This window comes from Collimonas pratensis (assembly GCF_001584185.1).
GTDB classification, from domain to species: domain Bacteria; phylum Pseudomonadota; class Gammaproteobacteria; order Burkholderiales; family Burkholderiaceae_D; genus Collimonas; species Collimonas pratensis.
This window is the reverse complement of sequence record NZ_CP013234.1, coordinates 3,183,997-3,196,432: the sequence shown is the minus strand read 5'-3', so window position 1 is coordinate 3,196,432 and position 12,436 is coordinate 3,183,997. Positions and strand designations below refer to the sequence as shown.

Annotated in this window: 12 protein-coding genes; 6 read left to right on the top strand and 6 right to left on the bottom strand. The window is 59.6% G+C overall.

The window, feature by feature from the left end; genetic code table 11:
• Positions 1-75 precede the first annotated feature (75 nt).
• Positions 76-651, top strand: a complete 576-nt coding sequence (aroQ, locus tag CPter91_RS14310; RefSeq protein WP_061941393.1) for a gamma subclass chorismate mutase AroQ — start codon at positions 76-78, stop codon at positions 649-651.
• Positions 652-676: 25 nt separating this feature from the next.
• Here the strand turns inward: aroQ and CPter91_RS14305 are convergent, their stop codons facing one another.
• Positions 677-1,411: an SDR family NAD(P)-dependent oxidoreductase gene (locus CPter91_RS14305; RefSeq protein ID WP_061941391.1), complete on the bottom strand. Its 735-nt coding sequence runs from the start codon at positions 1,409-1,411 to the stop codon at positions 677-679.
• On the bottom strand, positions 1,408-2,499 hold the full coding sequence (locus CPter91_RS14300; RefSeq protein ID WP_099047204.1) for a patatin-like phospholipase family protein: 1,092 nt from the start codon (positions 2,497-2,499) through the stop codon (positions 1,408-1,410). The genes CPter91_RS14305 and CPter91_RS14300 overlap by 4 nt, the downstream gene beginning before the upstream one ends.
• 270 nt (positions 2,500-2,769) lie before the next feature.
• Here CPter91_RS14300 and CPter91_RS14295 point away from each other — a divergent pair, with 270 nt between their 5' ends.
• Positions 2,770-3,957 (top strand): phosphatase PAP2 family protein, encoded by a 1,188-nt coding sequence (locus tag CPter91_RS14295; RefSeq protein ID WP_061941389.1) that lies wholly within the window; start codon positions 2,770-2,772, stop codon positions 3,955-3,957.
• Positions 3,954-4,571: a CDP-alcohol phosphatidyltransferase family protein gene (locus CPter91_RS14290; protein WP_061941387.1), complete on the top strand. Its 618-nt coding sequence runs from the start codon at positions 3,954-3,956 to the stop codon at positions 4,569-4,571. Before CPter91_RS14295 ends, CPter91_RS14290 begins: the two co-directional genes overlap by 4 nt.
• Here the strand turns inward: CPter91_RS14290 and CPter91_RS14285 are convergent.
• From CPter91_RS14285 to CPter91_RS14270, 4 genes are all read right to left on the bottom strand, one after another.
• Positions 4,522-6,315: a bifunctional alpha/beta hydrolase/class I SAM-dependent methyltransferase gene (locus tag CPter91_RS14285; RefSeq protein ID WP_061941385.1), complete on the bottom strand. Its 1,794-nt coding sequence runs from the start codon at positions 6,313-6,315 to the stop codon at positions 4,522-4,524. The two genes, CPter91_RS14290 and CPter91_RS14285, sit on opposite strands and share 50 nt — an antisense overlap.
• A 5-nt stretch (positions 6,316-6,320) precedes the next feature.
• On the bottom strand, positions 6,321-7,220 hold the full coding sequence (locus tag CPter91_RS14280; protein WP_150119710.1) for a phosphatidate cytidylyltransferase: 900 nt from the start codon (positions 7,218-7,220) through the stop codon (positions 6,321-6,323).
• A gap of 105 nt (positions 7,221-7,325) precedes the next feature.
• The gene (locus tag CPter91_RS14275) at positions 7,326-7,949 is read right to left on the bottom strand and encodes a hypothetical protein (protein ID WP_061941381.1); all 624 of its coding nucleotides are present in this window, start codon (positions 7,947-7,949) and stop codon (positions 7,326-7,328) included.
• A 91-nt stretch (positions 7,950-8,040) separates the two neighbouring features.
• Positions 8,041-8,484 (bottom strand): CHRD domain-containing protein, encoded by a 444-nt coding sequence (locus CPter91_RS14270; protein ID WP_061941379.1) that lies wholly within the window; start codon positions 8,482-8,484, stop codon positions 8,041-8,043.
• A gap of 111 nt (positions 8,485-8,595) precedes the next feature.
• On the opposite strand from CPter91_RS14270, the gene CPter91_RS14265 reads away from it, so the two are divergent.
• The 3 genes from CPter91_RS14265 (at position 8,596) to CPter91_RS14255 (ending at position 12,435) form a co-directional block, all read left to right on the top strand.
• Positions 8,596-8,937, top strand: coding sequence for a zinc ribbon domain-containing protein (locus CPter91_RS14265; RefSeq protein ID WP_335340100.1), 342 nt, complete (start codon positions 8,596-8,598; stop codon positions 8,935-8,937).
• Positions 8,938-8,977: 40 nt separating this feature from the next.
• Positions 8,978-9,928, top strand: coding sequence for a cation diffusion facilitator family transporter (locus tag CPter91_RS14260; RefSeq protein WP_061941375.1), 951 nt, complete (start codon positions 8,978-8,980; stop codon positions 9,926-9,928).
• A 317-nt stretch (positions 9,929-10,245) separates the two neighbouring features.
• A complete protein-coding gene (locus tag CPter91_RS14255; RefSeq protein ID WP_082792851.1) occupies positions 10,246-12,435 on the top strand; it encodes a TonB-dependent siderophore receptor in 2,190 nt (729 codons plus the stop codon).
• Position 12,436: the final 1 nt, after the last annotated feature.

Here is a 12,436-nt window from a genome sequence, read left to right as displayed (position 1 = left end):
GTTTAACTGGGCCGGCTTTTTGATATGACCGGATGTTAGGCGATTATTATGTTTGTGAATGTTAAATAAGGAAATATGAAAACTGTTATCTGGAAATTCCACGGCAAATTCCTGGCCTGCCTTTCAATTTTTATACTGCTGGCGGCCTGCCAGCATTTGCCGCCGGCGCCGAATCCGGCGGATGCCGCTGCGGCTGACCATTTGCTGCAACTGATCGATCAGCGCCTTGACGTTGCTCCCATGGTGGCCAAGGCCAAGTGGAATTCCGGCGGCGCCGTCAACGACCCGCCGCGCGAGCAGTTGATACTGGATGCCGTTACAGCACAGGCGAGCGGCTTGGATGCGGTTTTTGTACGAAGGTTCTTCCAGGCCCAGTTCGACGCCAGCAAGGCCTTGCAGCTCGGTTTACATGCGCAATGGCAGCAGCAGGGCGCCGGCAAGTTCAGCGACGCCCCTGATCTCGGACGCGATGTACGGCCGTTGCTGGACCGGTTGACGCCGCAATTGATTGCTTCATTGCGCCAGTTGCAGCCCTTGCTGGCCGAGCCCGGAATGCGGAACTATATCGAAAGCCGTTCCGTCAGTATCGTGCGTGCCGATTTTGATGGCTTGCCGCGCCGAATGGCAGTGGCCGGCCTGTTCGCCAATTGATCTGACGCGGCGATTCAAGGCCGCTTCATTTCCGGATCAGGCGCCGCAATGGCGCCGGCAGGCAATTGAAGAGGTTGACCAGCCAGTGCATCTGCCAGGGAAAAATGCAGCGCGCCTGGCGCTGGGCGATAGCTTGGGTGATATGCGCCAGCGCTTGCTGTTCGCTCAGCAAAAATGGTTTATGGCTGGCGTCGCCATGATTCAGTGCGCGTAACTTGGCCGTGTCGATATAACCCGGCACAATGATCGTGACCGCAATCGAGAAAGGCGCCAGCGCCTTGCGGTAGGTTTCGCAGAGGGCGATGACCATGCGTTTGGTTGCGCTGTACAGCGAAGCGCCCGGGTAGTCGTGCAGCAGCCCGGCGATCGAAGCAATCGCCACCAGCTGTCCCGACTTCCGTGGCAGCATTTTTGCGGACGCCAGTTCGAACGCATGATTCAGGCCGCTCACATTGGTGCGTAGCATCTGCAGCGCAGTGGCAGGATCCAGCTGGATGCTGGGCGTATTGAAGTAAAGGCCGGCGGTCACTATCAGCAAATCCAGCCCGCTGCCTGAAAAATCATCGATGGCGGCCGCCAGCGCGTTCTTGTCGGCGATGTCCAGCTGGTACTTGCCCATCGCTGGATAGCGCTCAACGAGCTGCGGATCCAGGCGTTGCAGATCGCGACCGCAGACGGCGACCTGCTCGCCAAGCGACAGATAGTGCTGCGCCAGCGCCAATCCTATGCCGCTGGTGCCGCCGATAATCAGGATCCTCACGCGTTGCCTCGATTATGCCTGGTGGCGTTGCGCATGTGCTGCTTGTGATTGGCCTCCGGCTTGGAGAAGGCTTCCAGTCCGCGCTGGTAGCCGTATTGCCATTGCTCTTCCACATGCGCCAGATAGGTTTCGTAGCGCGCCGGCATCAACAGGCGGAAGCGGTTCCTGGTCCAGGAAACCTGCTTTTGCATACCGCGCTTATGGAACACGCGCTCGACATCCGAAGCGTCGATCCAGACATCGGCAAACTGGCTGTGCACATGACGCAGCCGCTGGTTGCCGTCGACCCCCAGCACGGCGCGCCAGGCCGGAATCGCCAGCGCCTGGCTGAACGGCGCCTTCAGTTCCATGATGACGCGTTGCGCCAGTCTGTTTGCCAGTTCGATAGGAAACAGATCGACCACGCCGCCGGTATAGTGGCTAGCCTGATGCGCGTGGCAGCGGAAATAGAACATGTCCGAAATCGAAATCCGTACCGCGTCGCCGATGGGCATGCTGGTGTCGGTCAGTAATTCCGGCGCGATGGCGTTGTCGCCCCATTGCGGCTCGCTCAGGGGCGAGGACATGCCGGCCAGCAGCGCGGCGGTGCGCGCTGAGCCGAACACGGTCTCGGCGAACAGCTTGCGCTGCTTGCGCGGCTTGCCGACTTCGTCTTTGGAAAACAGCATTTTGCCGCCGACGATCGCTACCGCAACCGCAGGGTCAGATTGCGGCCTAGGCAAGGGCAGCTGGGTCGGGATGTCGAAGAAATAGTCGCCGAACAGATCCGGAATGACGTGGGCGCGCTTTGCCGTCAGGCCGCGCTTGACGGCGTGCATGAACGAGCGGCCGATGGCAGCCTTGGGGGTCGATTGCAAGCCGCACAGGAACTGGTACATGGCGGGCGAGCTGATCCACGCCTTGCGCTGCGCATCGTCGGGCAGCGCCTGGATCACCGCGGCAGCGATGGCGCCGCCGCAGCTGGCCAGCAGCAGGTCCGGCTTGTTGCCGCTGTCGACGGCAGCGGCGTACATGCCGAGGTAGTAGCCGAAGCGAAAGCCGCCGCCTGCCATCACCATGCAACATTGATATTTTTCGGTTTGCGTCATGATCTAGTGTAGTGTTTCATACGTAATGGCGCTTAAGAAATGGTGTATTTTCGTGCCAGGTTAGGCGGATGGCCGCCCCGCGCAAACCGGAGCGATAGTAGACTATCGCGAGAATTTGCAACGACGCATGGCGCGAAAAGATGCGGCCGGCCAGGTGCGGACGGCCAGGTGCGGTCAGCTTGACGCCGTTTATTAAGTGTCCATTATGTATGAAAAACCACACTAAAATAATGCACTAATTTCAACCTTGGTGATAAGGATTCCTACCTGATGGCAGCAACCGCAGCGATCACCTGGCAGATGCGTGGGCGCCACTTTATCATCAATTTCCTGGTCTTCACCCTGTGCTATCCGCTTGCCAACCTGCTGGCGGCGCACAGCAACATCACGCGCAACGTCGCTCTGCCGTTTGAAAGCGCACTGCCGTTTGTGCCATGGATGATTATTCCTTACCTCAGTTCGGGGATGTTCTTTGCCGCCAGTTTCGCCTGGGTGCGCACGGCCGACGATCTGCGCGTGCTCAGCCAGCGCCTGCTGCTGGCGACTGTGATTGCGACCCTGGCGTTCGCCGTCTATCCGCTGCAGTTCAGCATGGCGCGGCCGGCGATTGATAACCCGCTGTTTGCAGCCTTGTTTGGATTTCTGTCCGTGGTAGACCGGCCATATAATCAGCTGCCCTCGCTGCACGTGGCGTTCTGCTTTGTTTTCTGGCGCGCGCTGCAGACATCGTTTGTGCCGACGCTGGCGCGTATTCTGCTGACGGCATGGCTGGCGCTGGTGGCGATGGCCACCGTATTCACTTATCAGCATCAATTCCTGGATGTGGTCACAGGTCTGATGCTGGGGCTGGCGACAACCCTGCTGGTGCGTCACGGCAGAACGCAAGCGAACGTGGCGCTGTACTATCTGCTGGCCGCCGGCGTCACATTGCTGGTTGGCGCGCTGGCGCTGCATAGCATGCTGGCCATGTATCTGGCCGTCAGCCTGCTGCTGGTCAGCCTGGCCTATGCCAGGCCGGATCGCTGCTTCCTGCATAAACGGCAAGGCCGCTATCCGTTCTGGATCTGGCTGTTATATGCGCCATACCTGCTCGGCTATTGGCTGACCTGGTGCTGCGTACGCTGGCGGGAGCGGCGGCGGCCGCCGTTCATTGAAATCAGCGAGCGGCTGTGGATAGGGCGCCGCCTGAGCGCAGCCGAAGCGGAGCAATTGCCGCCGCGGCCGGTAGTCATCGATCTCGCCAACGAACTCAGCGAAACGCCGGCTTTGCGCAACGGTGATTATCACTACTTTCCTTTACTTGACCTGCGCCTGCCGGATGCCGCCATGATCGATGAAATAGTCGAGCTGCTGGTTCGGAAAATCGGCGAAGGGCACACGATCTACCTGCATTGCGCGATGGGCTACAGTCGCTCTACATTGATTGCCAAACACTATATGGAAAAGATTGCCAGATGACTTTCTCGATCTATCAGCTCAAGCCAAAATTCCAGCAGTTGCTCAGCCCCTTGCTGAAAGGGCTGGTGCGGTTGCGGGTCACGCCGAACCAGGTCACTGTGCTGGCGCTGTTGCTGTCGCTGGCCTACGGTGTTGCGCTGGCGCTGTTTCCGCATTGCTTGGGGCTGTGGTTCGGCTTGCCGCTATTTCTGTTGCTGCGCATGGGATTGAACGCGATTGACGGCATGCTGGCTAACGCAACCGGGCAAAAGACGCGCCTGGGCGCGCTCTTGAATGAAATGTGCGACCAGGTTTCCGATATGGCCCTGTACCTGCCATTTGCGCTGCTGGCCGGTATTCATGCGCCGTTGCTGGTCATCGTGCTGATGTTGGCCTTGCTGGCAGAGTTTGCCGGCGTGCTGGCGGCAACCATCGGTGCGCCGCGCCGCTTTGACGGCCCGATGGGGAAGAGCGACCGCGCCTTTGCCTTCGGCCTGCTGGCCTGCTTGTCGGCAACAGGGGGGGCGCCGCATTGGCTGAATGCGGCGCTGCTGCTGATACTGGTGTTGTCGCTGTGGACCGTGATCAATCGCCTGCGGCAGGCTCTGCACTTTTCTGCGCCGCCGACACCGTAAAAATCCCGGCGATGCCGATCTGGCTGGCGATTTTCTGGCAGCCGATGCTGGCCACCAGCGCATCCATTTCCGCTTGCGGCCGCGGCCGCATCAGCCATGGCGCGCCACGATGGTTGGTCAGGGTCTGGGCGATCATGTCTAGCTGTGGATGCCAGGGCTGGCCGGTATAGATCAGATGGCCGCCTCTTTTCAACTGGCGCGCGATGCCTTGCAGGGAACGCAGCACCATGGCGTTTTCGCTGAACAGCTCGTACAGGCCGGAGACGATCACGATGTCATACGGCTGCTCGTCGGACGGGTAGCTGGCAGGATCGAAGGCGTCGCGCTGCTGGTATTCGATGGCGGTGCGCAGCTGCAAATGATCGGCCAGCTTGTTCGCCTGCTCCAGGTTATGTGCGTCAAAGTCGCGCAGGGTGACTTCGATGGCCTTGTCCTGGAAACGCTTGACGGTCTCCAGCACGTAACGCCCCGAGCCGGCAGCGATGTCGAGTATGCGCAGCGGCTGCTCGCCCTGGTGCCGGATGATCAGCTCGGCCAGCAGCTGCTGCAGCTGTGCCTTGCGTTGGCGGATGCCGCGCCAGCCGATGGCGTCCAGATAGCCGCGGTCGATGGTTTTGCCGATCAGCAGGCCGCCGCCAGCCTGGTTGCGGTACACGTAGTCGAGTGAAGCGCCTGAATCGAAACCATGTAATTTGCCGATCGCCATGCCGTTGCTGAGCGATCCCAAGGTGCCGAGCATGGCGCGCTGGATGCCATAGAAGGCCTTGCCGATAGCGCTGCCGGTTGCGCCGTTTTGTAGCGCGGCGTACTGGCTGGCGCTATGGCTTTGCAGGTCGGCGTTATGATAGTGGTGCGGCGGCAGCGGATCTTGCAGGAAGCATTCGTGGATGAATTTGCGGCTGGCTTCGATGGCTTCGCTGGTGTCGCGCTCGTAGAAAACCGCGTGGTAGCAATCCTTCAGCAGGATGTAGCGTTTCAGCGGTGACGACAGGCGTTCAAAGAAGGCTTTCTGCGGCGCCTGCTTGACCACGAAATCCTTTTCCGCCGCCAGCATCAGGATCGGCGTGTCGATGGCTGCGGCGTCCTGCACGATGCGCTTTGCGGTATCCGCCAGGTCCAGCAACACGCGCGCCGAAATGCTTTTGGCGATCAGCCTGTCCTGGTCGTAGCTCCTGGCCTGCTCGGGCGAGTGCGTCAGCATGGAGGAGCGGATATAGCTGGTGACGAACAGGCCTGGCTTGAAACAGGTTGCCAGGCGCAACGCCGGCTTGGCCAGCGGCACATACAAATTGATGTCGAAGGCGGCGGCCGCCATGATCACGCCGCGCACCCGCGGCGCGTAATCGTGTAGCCAGGTCGCCGCGATGACAGCGCCGACGCTATTGGCGACGATCAGCATGTTTTCCGGCTGGATGCCATGGCGCAGCTGAATGTGCCGGATGAAAGCATCGAAATCCTGCACCAGTATCTCGAAACTGGGCGCATCGCCGCGTTCGCCCGGCGAATGGCCGTGGCCGCGAGCGTCCCAGGCAAAGGCCCAGTCTTCCTGGTAGCCGAACTGTTCCACCAGCGGCTGGATCCGTCCAGAGTGCTCGTGGCCGCGATGCAGGAAGATCAAAGCTCGCTTGACGCCGTCGGGGCGGCTGATCTTCGGTTGCCAAGTACGATAGAACAAACGCGTCTGATCGACGCTATCGAAGCCGGATTCGATCTGGGTCCATGCCGTAGGGCTTTCAACTTTCATCCTGATCATCCTTGATGTGAAAAGTATAGTGCGAAATACAGCAAAGGCGCCGTCACCACCAGGCTGTCGACACGGTCCAGGATACCGCCATGGCCCGGAATCAGGCTGGAAAAATCCTTGATGCCCAGAAACCGTTTGGCGGCGGAAAACAGCATGTCGCCGGTGAAGCCGCCGAGCGACATCAATAACGCAAGGAGCAGCAATTGCGGCAGGCTGGCCAACTGCAGGTAGCTGCCCAGCAGCACGGACGCCAGCATGCTGGCCAGCACTCCGCCGAACAGGCCTTGCCAGGTCTTGTTTGGGCTGATGCGTGCGGCGATCGTGTGCTTTCCCAGCGTTTTCCCGGCGATGAACTGGCCGATGTCATTCAATGCCGTCATCGCGAATAGGTAAAACAGCCAGGCGATCCTGGTTTCCTCCGCCAGCGACAGATGCATCAGCTGGACGATGAAGCTGAGTCCGCAGCAGGTAGAGAAAAACAGTAGCAGCAGCAGTTGATCCGTTTGTCTGCGCCACAAGAAGTAAGCAAACTGCGCCAGCATCATCCACGGCAGCAGAAGCATCGCAAAATAGGGCTGTTGCCAGCTCAATGCCGCGGCCAGCGCTAGCGTGACCGTGCAGTGAAACAAGAACAGCCTGCGGGAGCCGCGGTAGTGCTGAGTCAGTTCGCGCAGAGCCAGGATGCAAATCAAGAGCGCAAGCAAAGCTGGGCCGGCCGGGTAAAGCAGCAGACTGAGGCTCACCAAAGGGAAGATTAGCCACCAGGCGTTAATCTGCAGACGCAACTGGCTGTGCGCCACCGCTCTGGTTTTGAAGGCCGCGCCCAAGGACGCCATTGCCAGCATCAGGTAAAGGACCAGCATGGCAGAGACTGTGGAAGAGCCGGCGACCAGCGATGAAAGCACGGGAGTCCTTGTTGTCGAATTGTGCGGTACCAAGAGTATATGCCGGGCGCTTGTTTTATTGTCATTATATTGACATCGGCTGGCAGTCTTTGCGGTGCACGTTCGTTAGCAATGGGCCCAGAACATCCTGGTTTGCAGATCGTCGCGTTCACGCCGCATGCGATCGTGTACATAGTGCAGCTGGCGCCGGTGCAGCATGCCGTTCAGCCACTCATAGCGGCGGCCCAAGGCAGGGCAGTCGACCGCCGGTTCCGTGCCGATGGAGGTGACGGGTTCGATCACGCCGCCCGCCGGCGCCGCTTGCGCCAGCACCGGCGGCGGCTGGTGGAAAGTCCTTTCAACCGTGGCGCGGTCGTAGCCGGGTATCACGGCGTTATCGGTAATCTGCAGTGGCTTGACTTTGCTGCCTTGAGGGCAGCCTTTGTCGGTGTAGACAATCTTGCCGTCGACATTGCATTTGGCGATGGTGTTGCCAGCTTCCGCAGGCGGCGTGGCAGCCATCGGCGGCAACGGCGTACTGGCGATCGGCAGCGTCAGCGCTTGTGCAGGCGCTGCCGGAGCTGTCGTCTGCCCAGCCGGGTTGGCGGTATCGCCTGCCTTGGCCTGCACGGCAGGGGCTGTGAGCTTGCCGCCAGTTGGCGTGGTCGCGCGGTCGATCGCATACAAGGCGGCGCTGGCCAGGGCGATGGCAAACAGGAATGCGGCAAAAATCCTGAGAGTTGGATGCATAGGCGGGTTTAAAAAAATTGTGTGGATTGCGCTTGCTGCCGTATCTCGCAGGCAGCAAGCGCATGGCCGCTAGAGCGCCCAGGAGGCTGGATCAGGGCAGTATCTGGCCGCGGATTTCGCCGCCGGGATTGCTGGCGCTGTGGACGTTGACATAGAGCTTGCCGGCCAGGTAGCTGGCGTACTGGGCGTCGGTGAACTTGGTGCCGGCCGGGACTTCCCAGGTGTTATCGCCGACCTTGGTCAGAGGCACCAGCACCGGACCGTTCACGCCCAGCGCGCCTTCGTGGATGTGGGCCATCTTTCCTTGGATGCCGCGGGTGTTGATAGTGCCGCTGACGGTTTTATCCGAGGCGATCTTGATGGTTGCGCTGCCGCTCGCTGCCGAGTTGGTCGGCGGTACTTCATGGGCGCCGTCCAGGGTCACTTCGCTGATGTGGTTTTGGTCCATCGACATGCTCGAACATGCTCCCAGCAGCAAAGCCAGGGTGAGAGAAGCGAACAACGATAGCCTTACTTTTTTAAGCAGCTTAGTCATTTTTTTTCCTTGGTTTTGTTTAGGGAGAAGCAAGTATTAGTTTAGTCCGCTTTTGGCGTTGTGAAATATTTTATGTAGTCGCTTGACCTTGAAGTAACTACAGGGTTTTTAATGAGGTCATGTCAATCCGACACGCTAACTGCGAAGGAGCATCAAATGAGTTTCCTCAAGAATCTGCTGAACATGGGGCATCACGGTAGCGGCAATAACTCGCACCAGCAACGTAACAAGCATCATGGCGGTTCGCAGGCGCATGGCGGCAGCCGGCAGAACGATTGGGGAAATGTCCCCGGCAATCCGAATAATTGCGTAAGTTGCAATTTCGGCAATGCGGCCGGCGCCCGCTTTTGCCAGCAGTGCGGCAATACACTGCAGCCGAAAAACTGTGGCGCTTGCGGCGTAGCGAAGATAGCCGGGGCGAAATTCTGCGCCAATTGCGGTACGCAGCAATAAAGCTGTACATTACATCAACGCAACTTCAAGGACGGTATCCATGAGTGCAGGCCATACACACGCGTTGCCTAGCGGCGGCAATGAGAGATATATCTGGATTGCGCTCGGCCTGACCTCGACCTTCCTGGTGGTTGAAGTGATCGGCGGACTGGTCACCGGCAGCCTGGCGCTGATATCCGACGCTGCCCACATGCTGACCGACACCATGGCGCTGGCGATCGCACTGGCGGCGATCCGCATCGCCAAACGAGCGGCCGACGCGCGCCGCACCTTCGGCTATCACCGCTTCGAGATCCTGGCGGCGGCTTTCAATGCCGTGCTGCTGTTCCTGGTGGCGATGTATATCCTGTACGAGGCCTACCAGCGCTTCCGCAGCCCGGCCGAGATCCAGTCCACCGGCATGCTGGTTATTGCTACCTTCGGTCTGATCGTCAACCTGATCAGCATGCGCCTGCTGAGCAGCGGCAAGGATGCCAGCCTGAACGTCAAAGGCGCCTACCTGGAAGTCTGGAGCGACATGCTGGGTTCGCTCGGCGTCATCGCCGGCGCCTTGCTGATCCGCTATACCGGCTGGACCTGGGTCGATTCGGCGATTGCGGTGCTGATCGGCGTGTGGGTGCTGCCGCGTACCTGGATACTGCTGAAGGAGAGCATCAATATCCTGCTGGAAGGCGTGCCTGAAGGCATGGACATAGAAAAAGTGCAGGCGGCGATGCGCGCCGTGCCGGGCGTGCTGAGCGTGCACGACTTTCACTTGTGGGCGGTCACCAGTGGCAAGGCCAGCCTGACTGCGCACGTGGTCTACGACGTGGCGTACTCGGCAGAGCAGCAGTTGCTGCCGGCGCTCAAGGAAATCCTGGCGTCGCAGTTTGCGGTGTATCACACCACCTTGCAGTTCGAGACGCTGCCTTGCGCTCATACCGAGGATGGCTGCAACTACAGTGCGCCGCCGCAGCCGCACGATGAATCCGAGACGCGTGTCCACGGCTAGCCCACCTGTTTTTCCTTGCAGCGGATGCGCACCGACCAGTGCGCATTTTTTTTGCGGCAACGCCATGACCATGCGCCTTCAATGGGATTTTTAGAAATTTATTGATAATAGCAATCATTCGCATTATTATTCTATTTTTCAAAGATACTCCCTTTCGCCACCCATTTTCCCTAGTAAGTCGGATGCCCGTGTCCGCGGCTGTTTTCAGCTGCGGCGGCAAGCCATGGACGGGAGCGTGAGAGGAAGTTTCTAAAGCCGTGCCTTTTTTAAAAAAATATAAATAGCGCTTAACGATAGATAGTCTCGGGGAATACAGAATGACAACCAACACCACGGCGTGCACCACGCCTGTGCCTGCTTTTTCATCTAAACTGTGCAATCCACCGGCCTTGCGTGCCATGAGTCTGGCGGTGACGCTGACCCTGGCAGCCGCGCCGCAACTGGCGCTGGCACAGCAGGCGGCGGCAGCCGCCGAGGACGCGGCTTTGCCGGAAGTGGTGGTGACGGCCGGCAGCGACCGCCAAAAGCCGAGCGAGAAAACCGGCAGCTATACCGTGCGCAACAGTAATTCGGCTACCAAGATGGACATGTCGCTGCGCGAAACGCCGCAGTCGGTGTCGGTAGTCACGCGCGCCAGGATGGACGATTTCAAGCTCGACAGCGTCGACCAGGTGCTGGCCGGCACCACCGGCGTCACCGTCGAGAAGGTGGAAACCAACCGTACCTATTTCACCGCGCGCGGTTTCGATATCACCAATTTCCAGTACGACGGCGTCGGCATCCCGCTGACTTTCGGCCTGCAGAACGGCGACCTCGATACCGCCATCTACGATCGCGTGGAGATCGTGCGTGGCGCCAACGGCCTGACGTCTTCTACCGGCAATCCATCCGCCACGGTCAATTTCGTGCGCAAGCGTCCGACTTACGATTTCCAGGCAGCTACCGGCGTCAGCTACGGTTCCTGGAACACGCGCCGCATCGATGCCGACGTCTCCGGCGCGCTCAACAGCGCCGGCACCGTGGCGGCGCGGGTGGTGGCAGCGCATGAGGATGGTAATTCCTACCTGGACCGCTACCAGCCGAGCAAGGATATCTTTTACGGCGTGATTGAAGCAAACCTCAGCAACGATACCTTGCTGACCCTGGGCTACAGCTATCAAAAGAACGACGGCAAGGGGGCGATATGGGGCGCCTTGCCGCTGTATTACAGCGACGGTTTGCCGACCGACTATGCCAGGAGCACCAGCACCGCGGCAAACTGGTCGCGCTGGAATTCCGAGGAACAGCGCGCGTTCATCGAATTGAATCATCATTTCGACAACGACTGGCAATGGAAGACCACGCTCAGCCACAATAAACTGACGACCGACGGCAAACTGTTCTATGTCTACGGCACGCCGGACCGCAGCAGCGGCGCCGGTCTGTTCAGCTATCCGTCGCTGTATAACTCCGACAACCAGCAGACCGTGATCGACAGCTACCTCAGCGGCAAATACATGCTGGGCGGCCGCCAGCACGACCTGACCGTCGGCGCCAGCTGGTCGCGCGCGACGCTCAATGACATATCGCATTACGGCCAGGGCATCGGCACGCCGCTGACGGCCGGCGGGGCGTTCGACGGCAGTTATCCGGAACCGGCCTTCGATGCGTCGACTGACGGCAGCAGCTACACCGACAAGCGCAAGACCGTGTACGGCGCCACGCGCCTGAACCTGGCCGATGATCTCAAGCTGCTGCTGGGAGCCAACTACACCAGCTCCGATACCACCGGCCTGGCTTATGGCGTCAGCCGCCAGACCAGTGCCAGCAAGGCTACGCCGTATGCGGGCCTGGTGTACGACCTCAGCAAGAATGTATCTGCCTACGCCAGCTACACCGAGATTTTCAATCCGCAATACCAGACTGACAGCAGCGGCGCGACCTTGAAGCCACTGGAAGGCAAGAGTTATGAGCTGGGTTTGAAGAGTGAATTCTTCAACAAGAAGCTGAATGCATCTGCAGCGCTGTTCCGGGTTGAGCAAAGCAATGCATCAGAGCAGGCCGGCTATATCGGCGCCAAGGCTTACTACCGCGGCATCCAGGCACATTCGGAAGGGCTGGAGCTGGACCTCTCCGGCGAACTGGCGCAAGGTTTGCAGGGCAGCCTCGGTTATACGGTCATGACGATCAAGGATGCGGATGGCAATTCAGCCCGGAACTACGTGCCGAAAAAATTGTTGCGCATGGCGCTGACTTACCAGATTCCGCAAATCGAAAAGCTGCGCGTCGGCGCCAGCGTCAACTGGCAAGGCAAGACCAGCCAACTGCAGACGCCGGCCATCACCACCGTACAGGAAAGCTACACGTTGCTGAACCTGATGGCGCGCTACGATATCAGCAAGCAGCTGAGCGTCACCGCCAACCTCAACAACGTCACCAACAAAAAGTACATCCAGAGCCTGTACGCAACGCAAGGCTATTACGGCGCGCCGATCAACGGCAGCCTTGCGCTTAACTGGAAATACTAAG